Origin of the sequence: Burkholderia sp. MSMB1459WGS (assembly GCF_001534535.1) — a bacterium.
Taxonomy (GTDB): domain Bacteria; phylum Pseudomonadota; class Gammaproteobacteria; order Burkholderiales; family Burkholderiaceae; genus Burkholderia.
This window is the reverse complement of the sequence record NZ_LPMU01000057.1, coordinates 42,079-65,949: the sequence shown is the minus strand read 5'-3', so window position 1 is coordinate 65,949 and position 23,871 is coordinate 42,079. Positions and strand designations below refer to the sequence as shown.

At 69.3% G+C, this 23,871-nt stretch carries 20 protein-coding genes and 1 pseudogene; 6 read left to right on the top strand and 15 right to left on the bottom strand.

All coding sequences use genetic code 11. The features are described 5' to 3' along the window. The 10 genes and pseudogenes from WT97_RS34235 to hutH form a co-directional block, all read right to left on the bottom strand. Nucleotides 1-146 (bottom strand): annotated as a pseudogene (locus WT97_RS34235) (aspartate aminotransferase family protein); the annotation flags it as partial. A gap of 28 nt (nt 147-174) precedes the next feature. Further along, nucleotides 175-1,512 (bottom strand): glutamine synthetase family protein, encoded by a 1,338-nt coding sequence (locus tag WT97_RS21400; protein WP_059503968.1) that lies wholly within the window; start codon nt 1,510-1,512, stop codon nt 175-177. A 12-nt stretch (nt 1,513-1,524) separates the two neighbouring features. Then, nucleotides 1,525-2,325, bottom strand: a complete 801-nt coding sequence (locus tag WT97_RS21395) for a gamma-glutamyl-gamma-aminobutyrate hydrolase family protein (protein WP_060354359.1) — start codon at nt 2,323-2,325, stop codon at nt 1,525-1,527. A 739-nt stretch (nt 2,326-3,064) separates the two neighbouring features. After that, the gene (gene hutG, locus WT97_RS21390; protein WP_059503972.1) at nt 3,065-3,862 is read right to left on the bottom strand and encodes an N-formylglutamate deformylase; all 798 of its coding nucleotides are present in this window, start codon (nt 3,860-3,862) and stop codon (nt 3,065-3,067) included. Nucleotides 3,863-3,923: 61 nt separating this feature from the next. Beyond that, nucleotides 3,924-5,300: a formimidoylglutamate deiminase gene (locus WT97_RS21385; RefSeq protein ID WP_060035888.1), complete on the bottom strand. Its 1,377-nt coding sequence runs from the start codon at nt 5,298-5,300 to the stop codon at nt 3,924-3,926. A 195-nt stretch (nt 5,301-5,495) separates the two neighbouring features. Next, entirely contained in the window at nt 5,496-6,719 is a 1,224-nt protein-coding gene (gene hutI / locus WT97_RS21380; protein WP_060354358.1) for an imidazolonepropionase, read from the bottom strand. Between the two features lie 4 nt (nt 6,720-6,723). Then, entirely contained in the window at nt 6,724-7,335 is a 612-nt protein-coding gene (locus WT97_RS21375) for a HutD family protein (RefSeq protein WP_060354357.1), read from the bottom strand. A gap of 2 nt (nt 7,336-7,337) precedes the next feature. Further along, nucleotides 7,338-9,026, bottom strand: coding sequence for a urocanate hydratase (gene hutU / locus WT97_RS21370; RefSeq protein ID WP_059578320.1), 1,689 nt, complete (start codon nt 9,024-9,026; stop codon nt 7,338-7,340). Between the two features lie 39 nt (nt 9,027-9,065). Further along, on the bottom strand, nt 9,066-9,761 hold the full coding sequence (hutC, locus tag WT97_RS21365; protein ID WP_059578316.1) for a histidine utilization repressor: 696 nt from the start codon (nt 9,759-9,761) through the stop codon (nt 9,066-9,068). Between the two features lie 4 nt (nt 9,762-9,765). Beyond that, the gene (gene hutH, locus WT97_RS21360) at nt 9,766-11,289 is read right to left on the bottom strand and encodes a histidine ammonia-lyase (protein ID WP_060035885.1); all 1,524 of its coding nucleotides are present in this window, start codon (nt 11,287-11,289) and stop codon (nt 9,766-9,768) included. A 212-nt stretch (nt 11,290-11,501) separates the two neighbouring features. Between hutH and WT97_RS21355 the strand changes: the two genes are divergently transcribed. Continuing rightward, a complete protein-coding gene (locus tag WT97_RS21355; RefSeq protein ID WP_060354356.1) occupies nt 11,502-12,422 on the top strand; it encodes a glutamate/aspartate ABC transporter substrate-binding protein in 921 nt (306 codons plus the stop codon). A gap of 21 nt (nt 12,423-12,443) precedes the next feature. Here the strand turns inward: WT97_RS21355 and WT97_RS21350 are convergent, their stop codons facing one another. Together WT97_RS21350 and WT97_RS21345 are read right to left on the bottom strand one after the other, a co-directional pair. After that, on the bottom strand, nt 12,444-13,199 hold the full coding sequence (locus WT97_RS21350; protein WP_060354355.1) for a 4'-phosphopantetheinyl transferase superfamily protein: 756 nt from the start codon (nt 13,197-13,199) through the stop codon (nt 12,444-12,446). 128 nt (nt 13,200-13,327) lie between these two features. Continuing rightward, nucleotides 13,328-14,365 (bottom strand): alpha/beta fold hydrolase, encoded by a 1,038-nt coding sequence (locus WT97_RS21345; protein ID WP_060354354.1) that lies wholly within the window; start codon nt 14,363-14,365, stop codon nt 13,328-13,330. Between the two features lie 183 nt (nt 14,366-14,548). Here WT97_RS21345 and WT97_RS21340 point away from each other — a divergent pair, with 183 nt between their 5' ends. The 3 genes from WT97_RS21340 (at nt 14,549) to WT97_RS34985 (ending at nt 17,000) form a co-directional block, all read left to right on the top strand. Continuing rightward, the gene (locus WT97_RS21340) at nt 14,549-15,490 is read left to right on the top strand and encodes a LysR substrate-binding domain-containing protein (protein ID WP_059503991.1); all 942 of its coding nucleotides are present in this window, start codon (nt 14,549-14,551) and stop codon (nt 15,488-15,490) included. Between the two features lie 164 nt (nt 15,491-15,654). Then, the gene (locus WT97_RS21335; protein ID WP_060354353.1) at nt 15,655-16,887 is read left to right on the top strand and encodes an MFS transporter; all 1,233 of its coding nucleotides are present in this window, start codon (nt 15,655-15,657) and stop codon (nt 16,885-16,887) included. After that, nucleotides 16,878-17,000, top strand: coding sequence for a hypothetical protein (locus tag WT97_RS34985; RefSeq protein ID WP_031401989.1), 123 nt, complete (start codon nt 16,878-16,880; stop codon nt 16,998-17,000). The genes WT97_RS21335 and WT97_RS34985 overlap by 10 nt, the downstream gene beginning before the upstream one ends. A gap of 22 nt (nt 17,001-17,022) precedes the next feature. Here WT97_RS34985 and WT97_RS21325 read toward each other — a convergent pair whose 3' ends face one another. Then, a complete protein-coding gene (locus WT97_RS21325; protein ID WP_060354352.1) occupies nt 17,023-18,501 on the bottom strand; it encodes a deoxyribodipyrimidine photo-lyase in 1,479 nt (492 codons plus the stop codon). Between the two features lie 327 nt (nt 18,502-18,828). Beyond that, nucleotides 18,829-19,809: a hypothetical protein gene (locus tag WT97_RS21320; protein WP_060354362.1), complete on the bottom strand. Its 981-nt coding sequence runs from the start codon at nt 19,807-19,809 to the stop codon at nt 18,829-18,831. A 455-nt stretch (nt 19,810-20,264) separates the two neighbouring features. On the opposite strand from WT97_RS21320, the gene WT97_RS21315 reads away from it, so the two are divergent. Both WT97_RS21315 and WT97_RS21310 read left to right on the top strand, forming a co-directional pair. After that, nucleotides 20,265-21,632: an MFS transporter gene (locus WT97_RS21315; RefSeq protein WP_060354351.1), complete on the top strand. Its 1,368-nt coding sequence runs from the start codon at nt 20,265-20,267 to the stop codon at nt 21,630-21,632. Further along, nucleotides 21,619-22,665 carry a beta-propeller fold lactonase family protein gene (locus tag WT97_RS21310; RefSeq protein WP_060354350.1) on the top strand — a complete coding sequence of 349 codons (1,047 nt, stop codon included), beginning with the start codon at nt 21,619-21,621 and terminating at the stop codon, nt 22,663-22,665. Before WT97_RS21315 ends, WT97_RS21310 begins: the two co-directional genes overlap by 14 nt. 67 nt (nt 22,666-22,732) lie before the next feature. Here the strand turns inward: WT97_RS21310 and WT97_RS21305 are convergent, their stop codons facing one another. Further along, nucleotides 22,733-23,770, bottom strand: a complete 1,038-nt coding sequence (locus WT97_RS21305) for an AraC family transcriptional regulator (RefSeq protein ID WP_059503999.1) — start codon at nt 23,768-23,770, stop codon at nt 22,733-22,735. Nucleotides 23,771-23,871: the final 101 nt, after the last annotated feature.

Here is a 23,871-nt window from a genome sequence, read left to right as displayed (position 1 = left end):
TAGACGCCGTCGGCCTTCACGATCACGCGGCTGCCCGCGCGATTGAGCGCGCCCATGTCCGAGAACGGGTGGATGTGGTGGGCGGCGTCGAGCGCGCGAAAATCGGCGGTCGAGCGCGGCGAAAAAGCTTCGTTTCGATCGGTCATGTTTTCTCCGTCAAACAGCGCCGCACGCTCACACGTGCAGCAGCAGATGCCTGCGTTCCCACGAGCTGATCACGCGGAAGAACGCTTCGTATTCGGTTTCCTTCAACGCCAGGTAGGCCTTCACGAACTTGTCGCCGAGAATGCCGGCGAGCGGCTCGCACGCGGCCATCAGCGAAATGCCTTCCTCGAGATTGCGTGGCAGTTGGTACGGCAGGTCGTAGCCGTCCGATGCGATCGGCTCGGTCGGCGCGAGCTGTTGCATCATGCCGAGATAGCCGGCGGCGAGCGTCGCCGCGAACGCGAGGTACGGGTTGCAGTCGACGCCCGGGATGCGGTTCTCGATGCGCCGCGCGACCGGCGTCGACTGCGGGATCCGGAATCCGACCGTCCGGTTGTCGTAGCCCCACTGCACGTTGATCGGCGCGGCCATGAAGCGCGACAGGCGACGGTACGAATTGATGTACGGCGCGAAGATCGGCATCAGCGCCGGCGTGTACTTCTGCAGCCCCGCCAGATAGCTGTGGAACAGCGGCGACACGGCGCCGTTTTCATCGGCGAACAGATTACGCCCGGTGCGCATATCCGCAAGGCTCTGATGAATGTGCATCGCGGAACCCGGCTCGTTTTCCATCGGCTTGGCCATGAACGTCGCATACATGTTGTGACGCAGCGCGGCCTCGCGCACCGTGCGCTTGAACAGGAACACCTGGTCGGCCAGCGAGAGCGCGTCGCCGTGCATGAAGTTGATCTCCATCTGCGCGGCGCCGACTTCGTGAATCAGCGTCTCGATATCGAGGCCCTGCATTTCGCAGTACTCGTAGATGTCCTCGAACAGCGGATCGAACTCGTTGACGGCCTCGATCGAATACGACTGGCGGCCCGTTTCCGCGCGCCCCGTACGACCGACCGGCGGACGCAGCGGCAGGTCGGGATCGGCGTTCATGTCGACCAGATAAAACTCGAGTTCCGGCGCGACGACCGGCTTCCAGCCCTTCGCCTCGTACAGGTCGAGCACGCGGCGCAGCACGTAGCGCGGCGAGATCTCGACCGGCGAGCCGTCGAAATGCACGCAATCGTGGATCACCTGCGCGGTCGGATCGACCGCCCACGGGATCAGGCAGATCGTCGACGGATCGGGCACGCACACCATGTCGGGATCGGTCACGCCGGTCAGTGTGCCGTCTTCCGGATAGTCGCCGGTGACGGTCTGCACCATCACGGCCTGCGGCAAGCGCATCGATTCGCCGGATTCGAATTTGTTGCGCGGAATGATCTTGCCGCGCGCGATGCCGGCCATGTCGGGAATGATCGCTTCGACTTCGGTGATACGGTGCTGTCGCAGGAATTCGCTCAGTTCGGGTTGCATGATCGGCCTCGTTCAGTCGATGTCGGATGCGGCAGGCGTCGCGCCGCCGGCCGCATGATTGCGGTGCGTCATGTGCGCGCGGCACGCCGCGCCGAATGCCGCGAAGATGTCGCGCGACAGCGGCTGCTCCGCGTAGCGCCACTCGGGATGCCACTGCACGCCCAGCGCGAACGCGCGCGCGCCGCGCACGCTGACGGCCTCGACCAGTCCGTCGGGCGCGCTCGCCTCGATCACGAGCCCCGCGCCCAAGCGCGCGATGCCCTGGTCGTGCAGCGAATTGACCGTCGCCTCGTGCGCGCCGCGCGCGACCCGCTGCAGCAGGCCGCCGGGGGCGAACTGCACGACGTGCGCGGGGCCGTACTGCCGTTCGAGCGGATCGTCCGGCCGTTCGCGATGGTCGTCGAAGCCGGTCGTCGCATGCAGCCGCTGATGCAGCGTGCCGCCATACGCGACGTTCAGCTCCTGCATGCCGCGGCAGATCGCGAGCACGGGCACGCCCGCGTCGATCGCCGCGCGGATCAGCGGCAACGCGGTCGCATCGCGCGCCGGATCGTGCAGCATGTCGGACGCGCTCGCGGCGCCGCCGTAATGATGCGGCTCGACGTTCGAATAGCTGCCGGTCAACAGCAGCCCGTCGATGGCCGCGACGATCGCATCGGCCGGCTGCCGCGCGCCGAGCGCGGGCAGCACGAACGCCAGCGCGCCGGCGCCGTCGACGACGGCGGCGAGGTACTTCTCGCCCGCCGCGTGGTTCGGATGCGCACCGCGCAGGATGCGGTCGGCGGTAACGGCTACGATCGGTCGCGCACGCATCGGCGTCTCTCCGGTGATGGCGCGCGACACGCTTGCGCGCACAACGATGCAGGTTCTCGGACGAGCCGCACGCGCGCGCCATCGCGCCACGCAAGCGAAAACGCCAGCGCAGGCGCAAGCTTGCCGCGCGAAGGCTGCGGCAACAGGCGGTGCGGTCCGGAACGGAAGCGGAAAGGGACGCTAGGGCAACAACGATGCGCTGCCGTCGCACTGCACCGCGCTGAACACGTGCGCGGTCACGAGATTGAAGCGGCGCGGGCCGCGATCGGAAATGGCGAAAAAGCGAGGCTCGCGTAACGGGGCGGCGCGCGTGCCGCGATCAGCATGCCGGTTCGGCCCGGCCTGAGGCGGCGCGCCCGCCGACGGACTTCGCGTCCGGCGTATCGAAGGGCTGGCGGCTTTCACGATCGTACTCGACTGACTGATGAAGGCAGGACACGTGTCGCAATGCCGCGTGGCGGCACGTGAGCAAGATGTCTCGCGCGAATTCCGGCGCAGTCCGGCCATCGTCGATGGCCTCGCCGCCGGTACGCGCGTGACGACTTCCTGACATTCAGCTTATATCACTTAAAAATTGCGTCAAATTTTCAGGTGTCGATGACGACGTCGATCAGACGAAAAAAAACGGCATCGACCGCGCGGATCGATGCCGTTTTGTGCATTGCACCGGCTTGCCTGCTACGTGTCGACGGGGGGGACGCCCTGTTGCGCCGCGCTGCCGCATACAGGCGGCCGATACTCAACGATGCGCAAGTGCGGTTTCGACGAGCGTTTGCAGCAGCGGCACGATCCGCGCGGCACGCGCTTCGTCGTACGCGTACGGACGCGTCTCTTCCATGTAGGTGATCTGCGACAGTTCGAGCTGCACGGCTTCGACGCCGGTATCGGGCACGCCATAGTGACGCGTGATATAGCCGCCCTTGAAGCGCCCGTTCGCGACGGCCGTATAGCCGCCATGCGCGAGCACGCGCGCAGCCAGCGCCTCCGCGAGACCGGGCGCCGCGCTCGCGCCGCTCGACGTGCCGAAGTTGAAATCCGGCAGGCGGCCTTCGAAGAAACGCGGCACGTGCGAGCGGATCGAATGCGCTTCCCACACGAGCACGCGGCCGTGTTCGCCCTTCAGGCGTGCGATCTCGCGTTGCAGCGCGTCGTGATACGGCAGCCAGTAGCGATCGCGGCGACGCATGATCTCGTCATTGCCGGGCAGTGCGTTCGCAGGATACAGCGGCGCCTTGTCGAACGTATCGACCGGCACGAGCCCCGTCGTGTCCTGCCCCGGATACAGGTTCTCATTGTCGGGCGGACGGTTCAGGTCGACGACGTAGCGCGCGTGCGACGGCACGAGGATCGATGCGCCGAGATCGGCCGCGAAGCCGTACAGCCGCTCGAGATGCCAGTCGCAATCGTCGACGAAGCGCGCATCGGGCGTCATCGTCGCGGCGATGTCGTCGGGGATGTACGTGCCTGCGTGCGGAATCGAGATCAGCAGCGGCAGCGTGCCCTGCTTCAACGTGAATACAGCCGGTTGTTCAGTCATGTCGCCTCACCGTGTAAGAGTCTGCCGGCGCACGCATGCGGCGTGCGCCGGTTGCTGCGCATCAGCGCAGCAGTTGCGCCAGCGCGGCGCGGTAGTCGGCATACGCGGCGGCTTCGTCGCGATGGCGGCGGCCGCTCACGACGCGCTCGCCACCCGTGTAGACGTCGAGCACCGGCGTCTCGCCGTGCTCGGCGAACACGATGCCCGACAGCCATGCCGCGCTGCCGTGCTCGGCGATCGCCGGATGATCGGGGTCGAGCACGAGCCAGTCGGCGCGACAGCCTGCACGCAGCGCACCGATGCGCCGCCCGCTCGCCTGCGCGCCGCCCGCGAGCGACGCATCGAACAGGCGGTCGGCGACGTGCGCCTGCGACTCGCTCGCCAGCACGTTGCGCGCGCGGTGCACGAGCCGCTGCCCGTATTCGAGCAGGCGCAGCTCCGAGCGCCATTCGACCGACGCGTGGCTGTCCGAGCCGACGCCGATCACGCCGCCCTGCGCGAGATAGTCGACCGCCGGGAACACGCCGTCGCCGAGGTTCGCTTCGGTCGTCAGGCACAGGCCCGCGACCGCGCGACGCTTCGCGAGCGCCGCCGTCTCGGCCGCGTCGACGTGCGTGGCGTGCACGAGGCACCAGCGCGCATCGACGTCGAAGCGATCGAGCAGCCATTGTACGGGGCGTGCGCCGTAGGCACGGACGCAGTCGTCGACTTCGGCCGTCTGCTCGGCGATGTGGATATGCACCGGCGCATTGTCGGGCAGCCCATCGAGCAGCACGCGCAGCCCGCTCTCGGACACCGCGCGCAGCGAATGCGGCGCGACGCCGTAGCGCAGCCCGCCGTGTTCGGGCGCCGCGCGACGCATCGCGTCGAGCAGTTCGAGCACGCCGTCGGGGGTGTTGATGAAGCGGCGCTGGTCGTCACGCGGCGGCTTGTTGCCGAAGCCGGCGAACTGGTACGACACGGGCAGCATCGTGATGCCGATGCCGGCCGCGCGCGCCGCATCGACCACGCGCGTGCCGAGCTCCGCGATCCGCGGATAGCGCGAGCCGTCCTGCGCATGATGCACGTAGTGGAATTCGCACACCGACGTGTAGCCGCACTTGAGCATCTCGACATACAGCCAGCGTGCAATCGCCGCGAGTGCGTCGGGCGTGATCTTCAGTGCGAAACGGTACATCAGGTCGCGCCAGCTCCAGAAGCTATCGGCGGGATTCGCGCGGTATTCGGTGAGCCCCGCCATCGCGCGCTGGAACGCGTGCGAATGCAGGTTCGGCATGCCGGGCAGCACCGGCCCGGCCGCACGCGTGACACCTGCCGGTGCATCGGTGTCGGGCGTCACGTCGGTCAGCGTGCCGGTTGCGTCCCAGCGCAGCAGCACGTTGCGGCGCCAGCCATCGGGCAGGTAGGCATGGTCCGCGAACAACAGGGTATCGGTCATGGCGAGTCCTCATCGACCGGCTCGAGCGTGTCAGCGTCTCGTCCGGCCCGGTGCCGCGGCCGGCAGGCGCGCGCGTCACGCCCAGCGCCTGCCTCGCGGCGATCGACCGGAGGGCGCCGTTGCGCACCGGTCCGGTCCCATGCAAAGCGTCGGCCGGACCGGGCCGTCACGACCCGGCCCGGTCCGTCGCGAAACTTATCCGTTCATCCGGCGAAACACGGTCGTGCCGCCGCGTACGACCTGCTCGCACAGCGGCCGGCCGATCCAGTACGCCAGCTCGGCCAGCGAGCCGACCGACCACACGGCGAAATCGGCCTGGCGGCCGACCTCGAGCGCGCCGTGGCGATCCGCGCGGCCGAGTGCCGCGGCCGCGTGGCGCGTGACGCCCTGCAGCACCTCGGGCACCGTCATGCGGAACAGCGTGCAGCCCATGTTCAGCGTCAGCAGCAGCGATTCGAGCGGCGACGTGCCGGGGTTGTGATCGGTCGCGAGTGCGATCGGCACGCCGTGCTTGCGCAGCAGCTCGATCGGCGGCAGTTGCGTTTCGCGGATGAAGTAGTACGCGCCGGGCAGCAGCACGGCGACCGTGCCGGCCGCCTTCATCGCCTCGATACCGGCTTCGTCGAGAAATTCGAGGTGGTCGGCGGACAGCGCGCGGTAACGCGCGGCGAGCGCCGTCCCGCCCGCATTCGACAGTTGCTCCGCATGCAGCTTCACCGGCAACCCGCGCCGCGTCGCGGCCTCGAACACGCGCTCGGTCTGCGCGAGCGAAAAGCCGATGCGTTCGCAGAACACGTCGACCGCATCGACGAGCCCTTCGTCGGCCAGCGTCGGCAGCATCCGGTCGCAGACTTCGTCGATGTACGCGTCCGCGCGCCCCGCATATTCGGGCGGCAGCGCATGCGCGCCGAGGAAGGTCGTGTAGACCGTGACCGGGAAGCGCTCGCCGAGCTGGCGCGCGACGCACAGCATCTTGCGCTCGCTCGCGAGATCGAGCCCGTAGCCCGACTTGATCTCGATCGCGGTCACGCCTTCGGCGAGCAGCGGCTGCAGGCGCGCGGCGGCCTGCACGAACAGCGTCGTCTCGTCGGCCGCGCGCGTCGCGCGCACCGTCGACACGATCCCGCCGCCCTGCCGCGCGATCTCCTCGTAGCTGACGCCGGCGAGGCGCTGCGCGAACTCGTCGGCACGCGTGCCGCCATACACGAGGTGCGTATGGCAGTCGACGAGGCCCGGCGTCACCCACGCGCCGTGCAAGTCCTCGCGCTGCCAATGCGCATAGCCGTGCGGCAGCGCGGACAACGCGCCGAGCCACGCGATCGCGCCGGTTTCGTCGACGGCAATCGCCGCGTCGTCGATCGTCTCGTCGGGATGGCCGTGCGGACACAGCCTCAGGTGATGCCAGACAGTCGGTTTCATGCGTTCAGTCTCGTTCGCCGACGGTGAGCGAGACGGCGAGCAGCGCGCCGCTTCCGCTCACGACGACGTCAAACGCACGCCGCGGCCCGTCGAGCCGCAACGTGTCCATTTCCTGCAGTGCGTGGTGCGCGCCGTCGATCTCGACGCCGACCGCACCCGTTGCGCAGAACAGCAGGACGGTATCGGCGCGCTCGATGCGGTGCATGCCCTCGGGCCACACGTCGACCGACCCGCGCGCGGCCGAACGGCGCGTCATCAGGTTGAAGTCGCGCGTCGCACCGTCGTGCAACGTCGCATCGATCGCCGTCTCGCCCGCGAAATCCGCGCGGGCCAGCGGTGCGTCGAGCACGTGCCGCGTGCCGCCCGCTTCGACGAGCGTCATGCCCGTACCGGACAGCAGCACGAGCGTGCGGTCGACGCCGTCGAAACGCGAGAACGGCCCGGCCGTGCCGACGTCCGCGACGCTCACGCGCCATGCGAACGCGTCGAGCGCAGCACCCGGCGGGAACGCGCCGATCTCGCGCGTCACGCCGCCGCCGTTCTTCCACGGCGACGCAACGAGATCCGCGCCGCGGATCAGCGCGGCGGTCGCCGGCGCCTGATCGAGCGCCGTCATGCTCAGCGGCCGAGCATCGGCAGCTTCAGGCCGGCTTCGCGAGCCGTCTGCTGCGCGAGTTCGTAGCCGGCATCCGCATGGCGCATCACGCCGGTCGCCGGGTCGTTCAGCAGCACGCGACCGAGACGCTCGTGCGCGTCGGCCGTCCCGTCGGCGACGATCACGACGCCCGAGTGCTGCGAGAAGCCCATGCCGACGCCGCCGCCATGGTGCAGCGACACCCACGATGCGCCGCCCGCGGTGTTCAGCAGCGCGTTGAGCAGCGGCCAGTCGCTGACGGCGTCCGACCCGTCCTTCATCGATTCCGTCTCGCGGTTCGGGCTCGCGACCGAACCGGTGTCGAGGTGGTCGCGGCCGATCACGATCGGGGCCTTCAGTTCGCCGTTCTTCACCATCTCGTTGAACGCCTGGCCGAGGCGATAGCGATCCTTCACGCCGACCCAGCAGATCCGTGCCGGCAGGCCCTGGAACGCGATGCGCTCACGCGCCATGTCAAGCCAGTTGTGCAGGTGCGGATCGTCGGGGATCAGCTCCTTCACCTTCTGGTCGGTCTTGTAGATGTCTTCCGGGTCGCCCGACAGCGCGACCCAGCGGAACGGGCCCTTGCCTTCGCAGAACAGCGGGCGGATGTACGCCGGCACGAAGCCCGGGAAGTCGAATGCGTTCTCGACGCCCATTTCCAGCGCCATCTGGCGGATGTTGTTGCCGTAGTCGAGCGTCGCGGCACCGCGTTCCTGCAGCGCCAGCATCGCGCGCACCTGGACGGCCATCGACTGCTTCGCGACCTTCACGATGCTCTGCGGATCGACCTTCTGCGCTTCGCGCCATTGCGCGACGGTCCAGCCTTGCGGCAGGTAGCCGTTGATCGGGTCGTGCGCGCTCGTCTGGTCGGTCACGCAGTCCGGCGTGATGCCGCGCGCGACGAGTTCCGCGAACACGTCGGCAGCATTGCCGAGCAGGCCGACCGACACCGGCTTGCCGGTGCGCTTCGCTTCGTCGATCATGCCGAGCGCTTCGTCGAGCGTCGTCGCCTTCTTGTCGACGTAGCGCGTCTTCAGGCGGAAGTCGATACGCGTCTCGTCGCATTCGACCGCGATCATCGAGAAGCCGGCCATCGTCGCGGCGAGCGGCTGCGCGCCGCCCATCCCGCCCAGACCGCCCGTCAGGATCCAGCGGCCCGACGGATCGCCGTTGAAGTGCTGGTTCGCGACCGAGAAGAAGGTTTCGTAGGTGCCCTGCACGATGCCCTGGCTGCCGATGTAGATCCAGCTGCCGGCCGTCATCTGGCCGTACATCATCAGGCCCTTGCGATCGAGCTCGTGGAAGTGATCCCAGTTGGCCCAGTGCGGCACCAGGTTCGAGTTCGCGAGCAGCACGCGCGGCGCATCCTTGTGCGTGCGGAACACGCCGACCGGCTTGCCCGACTGGATCAGCAGCGTTTCGTTCTCTTCGAGATCCTTCAGCGACGCGAGGATCTGGTCGTAGCATTCCCAGTTACGCGCCGCGCGGCCGATGCCGCCGTACACGACGAGCGCATGCGGATGCTCGGCGACTTCCGGGTCGAGGTTGTTCTGGATCATCCGGTAGGCCGCTTCGGCCAGCCAGGTCTTGCAGGTTTTCTCGCTGCCGCGCGGCGCGCGGATCGTGCGCGTCGGATCGAGGCGGGGATCGATGTGTTTCGGATGGTTCATGACGACTGCTCCCGAAGGAAAATGAATATCAATAAGGAATCAGAAATGCCCGGTGAAGCGATAACGGCTGCCGGGATGCCACAGATTCGCCACCGAGGCGACGACGCCCTGCGACCAGGTGCGCCGATGTAAAACCAGACACGGTTCGACGTCGTCCATCCGCAGCTGCTCGCGCCGCTCCGGTGCCGGCGCCGCCGCTTCGATCCGGTACTCGACGCGCTGCAGCGGCGCCGCGCGCATCAGGTACAGGTTCGGCGTCGTGTTCGTGAAATCCTGCTCGGCGTAATCCGGCGCGACCGCCGGATTCACCCATCGTTCTTCGAGCTGCACCGGCTCGTCGTTCTCGAAGTGCAGCACCTGCGAATGAAACAGCTTCGTGCGCACGGCCACCTGCATCTCGTCGGCGAGCGCCTCGTCGGCGCGGATCGTGTCGAGCCCGAGCACGCTGGCGCGATACGCATGCCCGCGCGCACCGACTTCCTCGGAGATGCTTCGGATCGCCACCAACGTCGACTCGTACTTCGGCCGCGCGACGTAGGTGCCCGCGCCCTTCATGCGCGTGAGCACCTGCTCGGCCGTCAACTCGCGCAGCGCGCGGTTGACGGTCATGCGTGCCACCTTGAACTCGCGCGCCAGCTCGTTCTCGGACGGCACCTGGTCGCCCTCCTCCCACTCGCCGGCGTGGATGCGGGCCAGGATGAAGTCCTTGATCTCCTGGTAGACCGGCGCGCTCATCGGCTTACTGTTCCGATGCGAACGAGAACGGTGCGACCTTCGCGAACGCGCGCTCGCCGACGAGCTTCGCGATCACCGCGATGTCCGGCGCGAAATAGTGGTCGAGTTCGTAGTGCGCGACCTGGCTGCGGATGATTTCCATCACCGGCGCGAGCTTCGGGCTCGTGTGGTACGGCGCGCGCAGGTCGACGCCCTGGGCGGCGGCCAGCAGTTCGATCGCGAGGATGTGCTTCGTGTTGTCCGCGATGTCGGCGAGCTTGCGCGCGGCGAACGTCGCCATCGACACGTGGTCTTCCTGGTTCGCGGAAGTCGGCAGCGAATCGACCGACGCCGGGTGCGCGAGCGTCTTGTTTTCCGACGCGAGGGCGGCTGCCGTCACGTGCGCGATCATGAAGCCGGAATTCACGCCGCCGTCCTTCACGAGGAACGGGGGCAGACCCGACAGCGTCGCATCGATCAGCAGCGCGATGCGGCGCTCGGCCAGCGCACCGATTTCCGCCGCGGCGAGCGCGAGGTTGTCGGCCGCGAACGCGACGGGCTCGGCGTGGAAGTTACCGCCCGACAGCACTTCGCCGGTATCCGGGAAGATCAGCGGGTTGTCCGACACGGCGTTCGCTTCGACCAGCAGCACGTCGGCCGCATGGCGCATCTGGTCCAGGCACGCGCCCATCACCTGCGGCTGGCAGCGCAGGCTGTACGGATCCTGCACCTTGTCGCAGTCGCGGTGCGACTGGTTGATCGGCGAGCCTTCGAGCAGTTCGCGGTACGACGCGGCCGCGTCGATCTGGCCTCGATGGCCGCGCAGTTCGTGGATGCGCGCGTCGAACGGCTTCACCGAGCCGGCTGCCGCGTCGACCGACAGCGCGCCCGCGACGAGCGCGGTGCGGTACAGGTCTTCGATCGCGAACATGTTGTCGAGCGCGAGCGCCGTCGACGCCTGCGTGCCGTTCAGGAGCGCCAGGCCTTCCTTCGCCTGCAGCGTCAGCGGCGCGAGGCCCGCGACGCGCAAGCCGTCGAGCGCGCTCGCCCGCTCGCCGCGGATGAACACTTCGCCGACGCCGAGCAGCACGGCCGACATGTGCGCGAGCGGCGCGAGGTCGCCCGATGCGCCGACCGAGCCCTTCACCGGAATCAGCGGCAGCACGTCGGCGTTGAACAGCGTGATCAGCGCGTCCATCACTTCACGGCGGATGCCCGAGTGACCGCGGCCGAGACTCGACAGCTTCAGCGCCATCAGCAGGCGCACCGACGAGCGCGCCATCGGCTCGCCGACGCCGACCGCGTGCGACAGCACCAGGTTCTTCTGCAGCAGTTCGAGCTGGTCGTGCGGGATGTGGGTGCTCGCCAGGCGGCCGAAGCCCGTGTTGATGCCGTAGGCCGGCTCGCCCTTCGCGGCGATGTCGGCGACGGCCTTCGCGCCCGCGTCGATCTTCGCGAAGCTCGCCGGGTCGAGCTTCAGTTGCACGGATTCGCGAGCGATCCGGCGCAGTTGCGGGAGGGTCAGGTGGCCGGGGGTCAACGTAATCATGTGAGCAATCCTGTCTAGACAAGTTCGGAATGGATTGAAGTGTAGCCACGTCAACTTGTCTAGACAACCCGTTTTTCGCCGATTTCGACTCGGGAGTTTCCCTGATGCCCCGCAGCCCCGCCGGACTGGCCCGCCAGAACCGGGCATTAACATATGTTGCAATTATTTTGTCTTTGGCAACATACGAATCACCATTCGCTCCGGAGACCGCCATGCCCTTCCCGTCACGATTCGCCGCCCGCGTCGGCGGCCCCCTGCTCGTCGCCGCGTGCGCGCTCGCGTGCAGCGCGCCCTTCGCGGCCGAGCCGTCGTCCGGCACGCTGGAGAAAGTCCGGCAGGCCAACCTGATTTCGATCGGCCATCGCGAAACGTCGGTGCCGTTCTCGTATGTCGATGCGGGCGGCAAGGTCATCGGCTTCTCGCAGGACCTGTGCGACCGCGTGATCGCCGCGGTGAAGGCGCGCACCGGCAAGCCCGACCTGCAGGTGCGCTTCATTCCGGTCACCTCGCAGAACCGCATTCCGCTGGTGCAGAACGGCACCGTCGATCTCGAATGCGGCGTGACGACCAATCTCGCCGCGCGCCATGCGCAGGTCGCGTTCTCGACCACCTTCTTCGTCGCGACGACGCGCCTGCTCACGCGCACGAACTCGGGCATCCGCGACTTCCCCGATCTCGCCGGCAAGACGGTCGTGACGAACCAGGGCACGACATCCGAACGCCTGCTGCGCAAGATGAACGAGGAAAAGAAGATGAACATGCAGATCATCAGCGCAAAGGACTACGGCGAAGGACGCCTCACGCTCGAATCGGGCCGCGCGGCCGCGTACATGATGGACGACGTGCTGCTCGCGGGCGTGCGCCAGCTCGCCGCGAAACCGGCCGACTGGCAGATCGTCGGCACGCCGCAATCGTCGGAAGCCTACGGGTTCATGCTGCGCAAGAACGATCCGCAGTTCAAGGCGCTCGTCGACGGCGCGCTCGTGCAGCTGATGAAAGGCGGCGAGATCAACGCGCTGTACGACAAATGGTTCATGAAGCCGGTGCCGCCGAAGGGGCTGGCGTTCGACTTCCCGATGAGCGACGCGATCAAGGCGCGCTATGCGGCGCCGAACGACGCGCCGCTCGAGTAAGCGCAGCGCGCCGGCCCCGGCCTACGCGCGCGTCCACGCGACGCACGCCGCGTAGCCGGGCGCCGCGTCGAGCCACGCGGCGTCGAACGCCGCGATGCCGGCGGCGGGCGCGGCCGGCTCGACGACCGTCGTCGCAGGCGTCGTGGCATCGCGCGGCGGCACGACCGCGAACGCGCGCAGCCCGCCGACGATGCCGGTGCCGAGCGCCTTGAGCAGCGCCTCCTTCGCGGACCACACCCGCATGAATTCGCGCTCGCGCGCGCCGGGCGGCAGGCCGTCGAGATACGCGACCTCCGCAGGCGCGCACACTTCGCGCGTCAGCGCGCGCCAGTCGGCCGCGCGGTTGCAGCCCTCGATATCGACGCCGACGCGGCCCGCCGGCGCCCACGCGATCAGCGCATGATCGCCTGCGTGCGACACGTTGAAATCGAGCGCCGCGCGATGCATGCGGTCCAGCGACGGCCGCCCCGATGCGTCGACGACGATCGCGACCGCGTGCGCGGCGATGCCGAGCGCCGCGCCGAGCACGTCGCGTAGCGCGGCGCGCGTCGCGGCGCTGCGTACCGCATCCTCATGCCGCAGGAAGCGCGCGGCGCGTGCGCGTTCGCCGTCGCTCAGCGCCGCATACGCGGGCGACACGAGCGGCACGCGCCAGTCGAAATCGACGCGCGCGACCCGCACGCCGGCGCGCGTCGCGGCGGGCGGCACGTCGAGCGCATGCACGCGCCACGCGTGCGGCGTTGCAACGGGAGAAGCGGAATCGGACGGAATGGACATCGGCGCGCGGCAGCTCGCTGGGCTTTAAGACGAAACGTCCGATGTTAATCGATCGCGCCTGCCTGCGGCTGCTGCCGCCGGATCGGAAAGCAAGCCACGAGAGCGGGGTGACGTTCGGATGCGCCGGGTCATCCGTTCGCGGCCCTGCCCGGCGCGCCGCTCCCCGACAGCCGTCCGCGCGACGCCGGGTGGAGCGCATGCACGGCGCCCGGCGCATCGGCCGGCAGCACGCCGTGTCGCAGCCAGTACGACGCGACGGGCCACAGCGTGTGGGTGAAGCGGCTATGGAAAAACGCGAAATGGCCGATCGCATCGACGCCGATGTCGGCCGGCGCGATCCGCAGATGCGTGACGTTGCTGCCCGTGTAATAGCCGACCAGCCGCTCGATCGCGTCGACCGTGCCGAACGCGTCGTCGTCGAGGCCGATCGCGAGCATCGGCGCCGACAGCCCCGCGAAGCGCGCCGGCAACGCGGCGCGGCTCGCCGCGCCGTCGTCGAGCACGCTGCCGATGTAGCCATCCTCGAAACGCGGCCGCGAACGCGCCCACGACAGCGCGATACCGCGCGGCGTGTCCTCCATCCAGCCGAGCCGCTTCGCGGGCACGTAGCCGAACACGGCCGCGAGCGCGGGCATCGCGACATGCCACTTCCACCACATGCGGCGCCGCTCGGCGGGCAGGTAATCGCGCCAGTACGCATACTGCGCGCCGACGGTCACCACATGCCGTACGTGCACGTTCGACGCCGCGAGGCCGAGCACGCAGCCGCCGATGCTGTGCGCGACCACATCGAGCGGCTGGCCCGGAAACGCGTCGCGCGCGTAATGCAGCGCGGCCTCGCAATCGAGCCGGCCCCAGTCGAGCCAGGTCGCGCGCAGCTTCGCAAGCTGCGCCGGGCGCGACCCGCCGATGCCGCGATAGTCGTAGACGAGCACGTCGCGCCCCTGCGCGAACAGCCACGCCGCGAAACGAAAGTAGTAGTCGCAGCGCACCGACGTCGCGCAATTGACGACCGTCACGGGCCGCACGCCACCGCCGCGATGGCGCCAGACATGGCCGCGCAACAGGTAGCCGTCGGCCGCGCGCAGCGTCACGGGCTCGGGCGGCAATGCGCCCGCCGCGCGGCTGCCTGGCGCCGCGCCGCTTTCCTCGTTCGAAATCGTCATCGTGTCTCCTGTCGACCCCAGTCGGCGCTTTAGCGCTTACTGGAATCCCATGCTTCGCGGTCGGTCCGGGCGGGCGCCTCAGGCTTACTCAGCCCCTCTTCCGCGATCGACCCGCCTCCATTGAACTTGACGCGTGCCGCGTTCTCAACCAATCTTGCTGCTCCGTTCGCATGAGCCACGCGCATGTCAACGCCACTCGTCCGTCTCCCGTCGCTCGATCTCGTCCGCGGTTTCGTCGCCGTCGGCCGCCGCATGAGCATCACGCTCGCCGCGCAGGACCTGTGCGTCACGCAGTCGGCGGTCAGCCGCCAGGTCCATGCGCTCGAAGCGCATCTCGGCGTCACCTTGCTGCAGCGTGGCTACCGGAAGATCGCGTTCACGCCGGAAGGCGAGCGGCTGTTCCGCGTCGCCGATGCGGCGCTGCACAGCCTGCAGGACACCGTCGCGTCGCTCGCCGCCGTGCGCGAGCGCCAGCCCGTGACGATCACCGCCAGCATCGGCGTGACCGCGCTCTGGCTGCTGCCTCGGCTCGGACGGTTGCAGGCGCGGCTGCCCGCGATCGACCTGCGCGTCGCCGCGAACGACAAGGTACTCGATTTGCGCGCCGAAGGCATCGACCTCGGCATCCGCTACTGCCCGCGCGACCGTGCGCCGGCCGGTGCGCTGCGCCTGTTCGACGAGATCGTCGTGCCGGTCGCGCATCCCGCGCTCGCCGCGCGGCCGGTCGCGAGCGCGGCGGCGATCGCTGATCACGTGCTGCTCGAATTCGACGGGCCGCCGCAACCGCATCTGCAGTGGCACGCACACCTGCACGCGGCGGGGCTCGGCGATGCGCGCCCGAAAGGCGTGCTGCGCTTCAACCAGTACGACCAGGTGATCCAGGCCGCGATCGCGGGCCAGGGCATCGCGCTCGGCCGGCTCGCGCTCGTCGCGCCGATGCTCGCCGACGGCCGGCTCGCGGTGCTCGGGCCGCACACGCAAACGCGCTCGGAAACGTACGGCTACTGGCTGTTCCAGCACGATCCGGCCCCGCGCCGCGAAGTCGCCGACGTGCGCGACTGGATACTCGCCGAAGCGGCCGAATGCGACGCGGCGATGCACGCGCACGATACGACGTCGGCCTGAGCCCGCGGCGCGGATGCGCGTGAGCGCAGGCAACGGCCGCCCTCTTCGCATTCCCGTTGCGCATGTCAACCTGACCGAATGATCGCTTGAGCGCCGGTCGCCCCGCTCGTCTAATCGGGATCGAGCGCGGCCGTTTCGCCGCGCGCCTTCATCCGGAGACACGCATGACCCCGATCGAGCAGGAAGTCCGGCGCCGCTGGCTGCCCGTGCTGGCAGGCGGTCTGATCATGGGCGCCGCGCTCGGCATCCGCCACGTGCAGGGCCTGTTCCTCGCGCCCGTCTCGCTCGACCACGGCTGGTCGCGCGAAGCGTTCGGGCTCGCGCTGGCGCTGCAGAACCTGATCTGGGGCGTCGCACAGCCATTCACCGGGATGGTGGCCGACCGCTTCGGCTCGGTACGCGTGATCGTCGCCGGCATGCTGCTGTACGCGGCCGGGCTCGTCACGATGGCGCATGCTGCGTCGACCGGCCTGTTCACGGTCGGCGCCGGGCTCGTGATCGGCGTCGCGCTGTCGGGCTCGGCGTTCGCGTCGATCTACGGCGCGCTGAGCCGCCTGTTCCCGCCCGACCGGCGCGGCTGGGCGCTCGGTATCGCCGGCGCGATCGGCGGGCTCGGCCAGTTCTGCATGGTGCCCGTCGCGCAGGAACTGATCGGCGGCATCGGCTGGCGGCACGCGTTCGTCGCGCTGGCGCTCGTCGCCGCGCTGCTCGCACCGCTCGCCGTGCTGCTGCGCGACCGGCCCGCGCAGGCAGCCGGCGCTTCAGCCGGCCCCGGCCAGTCGATCGGCGAAGCCGTGCGCGAGGCGTTCGCGCATCGCGGCTTCTGGCTGCTGAACGCGGGCTTCTTCGCGTGCGGCTTCCAGCTCGCGTTCATCGCGACGCACCTGCCCGCATATCTGCTCGACCACGGGCTGCCGGCGCGTCACGCAAGCGTCGCGCTCGCGCTGATCGCGCTGACCAACGTGGCCGGCACCTACGCGTGCGGGCATCTGGGCGGGCTGCTGCGGCGCAAGTACGTGCTGTCGGTGCTGTACCTCGTGCGCGCATGCGCGATGGCCGCGTTCGTCGCCGTGCCGCTGTCGCCCGCGAGCGTCTACGGGTTCGCGGCCGTGATGGGGTTCACGTGGCTCGGCACGGTGCCGCTGACGAACGGCGTGATCTCGCAGGTGTTCGGCGTGCGCTACATCGCGACGCTGTTCGGCTTCGTGTTCTTCGGGCACCAGCTCGGCAGCTTCTTCGGCGTGTGGCTCGGTGCGATCGTGTACGACGCGACGCATTCGTACCTGCCGCTGTGGATCGGTTCGATCGGGCTCGGCGTGCTCGCGGCGCTGCTGCACCTGCCAATCGACGACGCGCGTGTCGCGCGCCCGGCATCGGGCAACGCGGCATGGGCATGATCCGCGCGGCACTGGCGGCCGGCACGCTCGCGTTCGTCGCGTGGTGCGGCGCGGCCTATTTCGATTCGGGCGTCGCGTACGCGCTGCTCGAGCACGTCGCGCTCTGCAATTGATGCGGCAAACCGGAGCGGACGGTCAACGGCGCTTCGGCAACGCCGCCAGCGCATCGAGCGCCCGGGCGCGCGCGGCCGCGTGCTCGACGAGCGGCGCCGGGTAGTCGACGCCGAGCCGTACCCCGGCCGCGTCGAGCGCCAGCGGCGACCCTTCCCAGGGCGCATGGATCGACGCATCGTCGAGGCCGGCAAGCTCGGGCACCCAGCGCCGCACGTACGCGCCGTCCGGGTCGAACTTCCGCCCCTGCGCGACCGGATTGAAGATGCGGAAATACGGTGCGGCATCGGCGCCGCAGCCGGCTACCCATTGCCAGCTCGCCGCGTTGTTCGCGGGATCGGCGTCGACCAGCGTGTCGCGGAACCATGCTTCGCCCGCGCGCCAGTCGATCAGCAGATGCTTGACGAGGAACGACGCGACGACCATCCGCACGCGGTTGTGCATCCAGCCGGTCGTCCACAGCTCGCGCAGGCCCGCATCGACGAGCGGGTAGCCGGTCCGCCCGCGCTGCCATGCACGTAACGCCGCAGGATCGTCGCGCCACGGCATCGCATCGAATTGCGCGCGGAAGTTGTCGGTCGCGAGCGCCGGGAAGTGATACAGCAGCATGTAGCTGAATTCGCGCCAGCCGAGCTCGCTGAGGAATTTGTCGGCGTGCGCCGCATACGCCGCGCCGCCTGCACTCGCGGCGCCCTGCACCGCATGCCACACCTGTCGCGGCGACACGTTGCCGAAGCGCAGGAACGGCGACAGCCGGCTCGTCGTCGGAAGGTCGGGCCGATCGCGCGCCTGCGCATAGCCGGCGAGCGACGTCGTCAGAAACATGTCGAGTCGCGCGTGCGCGCCGGCCTCGTCGGGCGCCGGCCACGCATCGCGCAAACCGCCGGCCCAGTCCGGCGCATGCGCACGCAACGCGAGCGCGTCGAGCGCCAGCGCGCGGTCGCGCACGGCCTTCGGCCATGGATGAAACGCGATCCGCCCGGGTGCCGGCAGCGGCACGGCAACCGTGCGATCTCGCCGCACCGCGCGCCAGTACGCGGTGAACACCTGATACGGGCCGCCGCTGCCCGTCAGCACCTCCCACGGCTCGTTCAGCAGGCTGCCGTTGCTGCTCTCCACCGTCACGCCGCGCGCCTTGAGCGACGCTTTCAGCGCCGCATCCGCGTCACGCTGCGGCTGCGCATAGCGACGATTCCAGTACACGGCCGCCGCGCCCGTATCGCCGACGAGGCGCTCGATCTCGCGCTGCGCGTCGCCGCGCAACAGCAACAAGCGCCCGCCCTGCCGCGCGAGCGCGGTGTCGAGCCCTACCAGCGACCCGTGCAGCCACCAGCGCGCCGCACCGCCGAGCGCGGGCCCGGCGCCGGCGCCCGTGTCGTCGACGAAAACGCAGACGAGCGGCCGTCCGGATGCGACCGCGCGCGTCAGCGCGGGCTGATCGGTCACGCGCAGATCGTCGCGGAACCAGACGATCGCGGGGGCAACGGACTGCCGGGTGGACATGGGGAGGCACCTCGATGGCGAAAGCAAAAAGAGACGCGTATTGTCGCGGCTGCGCTGCACAGCGTCGACGCCGGCCGTCTCGGCCAGCACGCCACCGCGCCACCGCGTGCAGCCGCACGATCCGCTTCAATTCGATGGAAATCGCACTGCCGGAAGGCGGCACGCGCGGCATATTTCTCCGGCTGCGGTGCGTCGAGCGGTTCGTGCACACCGCGCACCCGCACGGCCGGTGCAACACCGAACGCATCGCATCGCGCTGCGGCGGCCCCACGGGGCCGACCGTGCCGCCGATGCGACCGACCGATCGGGTCATTACGATGCGTCGCGTCAATCGAGCCGGAACGCGGCCTCGAAGCGCTCGGCAAACGCATCGAACTCGGCTTCCGGCAGATGGTTGATGCCACCCGCGCGCTTGCGCCCGCCGCCGGTCGAGAAGCTGCGGCAGAACTCGTCCGCGCCGATCGGCCGGCCGTCGGGCACGCGTACGCTGACGACGAGCCCGCCGCCTGCGCGCGGCGACAGCACCGCGAGCGCCGCATGCGGCGCGTTGCGCATCCGCTCGTTCGCGAGCATGCCGGTCGCGCGCCGCGCCCACGGGAGATCGGGCATCCGCACGAGCGTCGCGCCCGGCACCTCGCGCACCGGCGCGAGCGCGCATGCGCGCGCCATGTCGTCGCGGTAACCGTCGCGCAGCGCGGCGAACACGGCCGTCTCGCGCACGAAATCGAGCGGATCGATGCACGGCAGCATCGCGTCCGCGAGCGCCGCCGGATCGAAATGCAGATCGCCGACGCACTCGCCGTATGCGTTGTAGTTCAGATAGCGCCCGAGTTCCGCGAGCACGCAACGCTCGGCTTCGTCGACGCCGTGCTCGCGCGCCAGCGCATCGCCGAGCGCCGGCAGCTCGTCGCCGAATGCCGCGACGATCGCCCAGCGCGCGTACCGGCCGCCGAGATGGCGGTTCACGATCGCGCTGGTGCAGACGTCGGCCGCCGTGTCGATATGCGCGTCGAAGCGCGGATGGTCCGGCAGTTCGCCTGCAAAGTGATGATCGAAGTAACGGACCGTCGCACCGTCGCGCAGCAGCCGCGCGCACGCGTCGCGGTTCTGGTCGTGCGACACGTCGAGCACGGTGACGAGGTCGCCTGCGCCCGCGTCGATACGCTCGAGCAGCCTGATGTCGCGCTTCACGCCGGTCACGAGCGTGCCCTGCACGCGTTGCGCGAGCCGCAACTGCTGAAGCGCGCACAGGCCGTCCGCGTCGCCGTTGAACGCGAACACATGCCGCGCGTACTGGTTGTCCTGCATGATCCGTTGCTCCGTCGTCAAGGCATGAAATCGCCGCGGTGCGCGGCGAGCGTCGCGCCCGTCGCCGGGTTCGCACGCGAGGTATTTTGCCGCAACCGCGAGCGCATCCGTCGATGGAACGTAGCCGCCCTCCGCCGCAAACGGCTGGCGAGTCGCCTGCGCGTCGTTGAACGCGATCGCGCCGAGCTTCTGCCCTTCTTCATATGCGGTACGACCTCCCGCGAGGGCACCGCTCGTCGCGACGGCAACTGGCTTGATGTCATACGTCATCAGATGTTTCGAGCAGAACATCTCTTGTCGAAAACTTCACCATCATTGGGAGATTTCCGGGTAAACCCGCGACGCCATCCCCGATACTCCGGCGTACCATGTCATACGACGACGTACTACATAGACCGCTACCCAGACGCCGACGCGGGGCCACCGCCCCGTCCGCCGCCCGACCGGAGACACCGTTGAACCCGCCCTCGTCCGCCCTGCCCGGCCGCGACCCGCTCGCATCCGCCGTCTCGAAAGTGAAGTGGCACGTGCTGCCGCTCGTGCTGATCATGTTCATCGCGAACTACATCGACCGCGTGAACGTCGGCTTCGTCGATCGCCATCTCGAAGCGTCGATCGGCATCGGCGCGGCCGCGTACGGGCTCGGCGCCGGGCTGTTCTTCGTCGGCTATGCGCTGTTCGAAGTGCCGTCGAACCTGCTGATGCAGCGCTACGGCGCGCGCGTATGGCTGGCGCGGATCATGGCGACGTGGGGCATCGTCGCGGCCGCGATGGCGTTCGTGTGGAACGACACGTCGTTCTACGTGCTGCGCTTTTTGCTCGGCGCGGCCGAGGCCGGCTTCTTCCCCGGCGTCGTGCTGTACCTGTCGCAATGGCTGCCGCCGCAGGAGCGCGGCAAGGCGATGGCGATCTTCCTCGGCGGCTCCGCGTTCGCGTCGGTGCTGTCCGGGCCCGTCACCGGCGCGCTGCTGTCGATCCACGGCTTCGGCCTCGAAGGCTGGCAATGGATGTTCCTCATCGAGGGGCTGTTCTCGGTTGCACTATGCGGCGCGAGCTGGCTGCTGCTGAAATCGCATATCCACGACGCGACGTGGCTCACGCCGGCTGAACGCACGGCGCTCCAGAACGCGCTCGACGACGAGCGCGCCACGCGCGACGTCCGCTCGAACGTGCCGGTGCGCGCCACCACGCTGCTGCGCGATCCGCAGATCATGCTGTTCTGCTTCCTGTACTTCTCGATCCAGCTGACGATCTACGCGGCCACGTTCTGGCTGCCGACCATCATCCGCAAGATGGGCGGCCTCACCGATTTCCAGGTCGGCCTGTACAACACCATTCCGTGGATGATCGCCATCGGCGCGATGTACGGCTTCGCGGTGCTGTCGTCGAAATGGAAGCATCCGCAGCGCTGGCTCGCGTTCGCGCTCGTGCTCGCCGCGTGCGGGCTGTTCGCGTCGACGTCGCCCGATCCGGTGTGGTCGTTCGCGTCGATCTGCTTTGCCGCGCTCGGCTTCAAGGCGGCGGCGTCGCTGTTCTGGCCGATCCCGCAGGGCTATCTCGACACGCGCGTGGCCGCGGCCGTGATCGCGCTGATCAACTCGGTCGGCAACCTCGGCGGCTTCGTCGCGCCGACGGCCTTCGGCTATCTGAAGCAACATACGGGTTCGATCACGGGCGGGCTGTATGCGCTCGCGATCGCTTCGCTCGTCGCCGCGGTCGCCGCGCTGTTCGCGCGCACGCAGCGGCGCAGCGATCCGCCGCGCGGCCGGCCGGCCGACGAATCCTTCACGCACGCCCCGATGCTCCGCCATGCCGAACACTGACCGCCTGACCGTCGTCGTCTCGAATGCCACCGACGGCGACCTCGCCACGTTCTCCCTCGCCGGCGACGGCACGCTCGCGCCGCTCGCCCGCTATCCCGCCGCCGACGTCGCGATGCCGATCGCCGTGCAGGCCGACCGCACGCGGCTCTACGTCGCGACGCGCGGCGAGCAGCCGACGATCGTCGCGTTCCGCGTCGCCGCCACGGGCGCGCTCGCGCGCATCGGCACGACCGCGATCGACGCGAGCCATGCGTACCTGTCGCTCGACCGCAGCGGCCGCTGGCTGCTCGGCGCATCGTACGGCGGGAGTTCGCTGAGCCTCTACGATGCGGCACGCGTGCGCGACGGCGACGGCGCGCCGCTGCAAGTTGCGGGCGGCATCGCGAACGCGCACGCGGTGATCGTGTCGCCGGACGACCGTTTCGCGTACGTCAGCTCGCTCGGCTCGGACCGCGTGTTCGGCTTCGCGCTCGTCGAGGACGCCGCCGGCTTGCGCGCGGTCGAACACGGCGAGACGCGCGTGCCGGCCGGCTTCGGTCCGCGTCACCTGCGGTTCGCGGATGACGGCCGCACGCTGGTCGTCGTCAGCGAATTCCAGGGCACGCTCGCAACCTTCGCCCGCGACACCGACACCGGCCGGCTCGGCGACGCACGCGTGAGTGCGCGCCACCCGGCCGTGGCCGACCTCGCGCAAGGCCATGCGCGTCCGCCCGCCCCCGCCGAGCCGTCCGTGTGGGCCGCCGATCTGCACCTGACGCCCGACATGCGTTTCGCGTACGTCAGCGAGCGCACGTCGAGCCGGTTGCTCTGCTATCGCCGCCACGAAGACGGCTCGTTCGAGCCCGCACACGCGACGGCCACCGAAACCCAGCCGCGCGGGTTCGCGATCGATCCGTCGGGACGCTGGCTCGTCGCCTGCGGCGAACGGTCGGAACACGTGGCGGTGTATGCGATCGCGCCGGACGACGGCACGCTGTCGCTGCACGCGCGCGTGCCGGGAGGCCGCGGCGCGAACTGGATCGCGATCGTCTGAAGGCAGGAAGGCTTGAAGAAGCATCGGCGCCCGAGCGGGCGCCGGCACGCCGATGCGGGCCCGGCGTTCAGCGCCGCTCGCTCGGCGCAACGCCCGTCCAGCGCTTGAACGCGCGCGTGAAATTGGCGCGGTCGGTATAGCCGACGCGCGCCGCGATCTCGTCGACCGGCAGCCGTGTGCCTTCCAGCAGCCGCAGCGCGTCGCGCAGCCGGATCTCGTCGAGCAGCGCCGAATAGGTCGCGCCGTATTCGGCGAGCTTGCGCTTGAGCGTGCGCGCCGACACGTGCAACTCGCGCGCGACGTCGTCGACCGACGGATAGCCGCCTTCGTCGCAGATCAGCAGATTGCGCACGCGCTCGACGATGCTCTCCGCATAACCGAGCCGCGCGAGCTCCGCCTCGCACTGCTGGACGATCATCTGTGCGGTCTGCGCGTTCGCGGTGCCAATCGGCTCGTCGAGCAGCGCGGCGTCGCAGCGGATGCGGTTCGCGCTCGCATCGAAATGGCAGCGCGGCAGCCGCGCGCGATAACGCTCGAACCACGGCGGCTCGGGCCATTCGAAGTGGAGTTCGGCACGCGACTGCAGCGTGCGCCCCGGGGTCGGATACAGCAGCGAATTGAACAGGATCGCGGTCTCGACCAGGAAGTTTTCCACCGCGAACTGGCGCAGCCGGCCGAGCGGAAACGCTTCGAACACATCGATGTCGACGATGCCGTCGAGCTGCGCGAGTCGCACCGAGAAAAACGGCACGCGCGTCGGCAGGTAACGGATGCCGAGCGCGATCGCCTCGCCGAGCGTCGCGCAACTCATCAGCCCGAAGCCGATCAGCCCCGCCTTCGTCAGGCTGCTGCGCAAGCCGATCTCGATCGCGATCGACGGATCGCCGGTCGCATCGAGCAGGTTGAACACGATCGTCGCCTGCTGCAGCGGCGTGATGCGCGCATCGGGCTGCGCGAGCCGGTCGCGCTCGACGCCCGAGCCGGCGAGAATGCGGCCGCCGTCGATGCCGCGCTCCTCGGCCAGCATCAGCATGAACAACGCATACGCGGACGACACCGTCGCCTTGTTCAACTGGCGCGCGGCATCCGGAACGGACGGGACCATGCGGCTCACTCCGGGCGGTTTCGGCGGATTGTAGCGTCGCTGGCCCGCAATGACACCGCGGCGGCACTCTAGCCACGTATCGGCACATCGACCGCGGATTG